The 230-nt window shown below is 40.4% G+C and carries 1 protein-coding gene; it reads right to left on the reverse strand.

Annotation, left to right across the window (positions count from 1 at the left end; all coding sequences use genetic code 11):
• Positions 1 to 230 (reverse strand): hypothetical protein (locus tag H5159_RS20905; protein ID WP_182725430.1); only part of this gene is annotated, 230 nt, incomplete at both ends.

Raw genomic sequence — 230 nt, forward strand, 5'->3', positions numbered from 1 at the left:
ATCATCATCAAACGACTCGTCTTCAACCTTAGCTTCTGATTCAGAGAAGTCATTATCAATTAATAGTTCATCATCAAAATCATCTTCTAAGCTATCTAAGTTAGCATTTTCAGAAAGCGCATTTGATAAGTCCTGCTCAGCTTGGCTGGAAGCGACTCCCTGCGCCTCACCGTCTAAATCATCACCTTGTAATTCTTCGGGGGTAAATGGCAACTCACTTTCTAGTGTTT

The organism is Pseudoalteromonas sp. SG43-1 (assembly GCF_014164415.1).
Taxonomy (GTDB): domain Bacteria; phylum Pseudomonadota; class Gammaproteobacteria; order Enterobacterales; family Alteromonadaceae; genus Pseudoalteromonas; species Pseudoalteromonas distincta.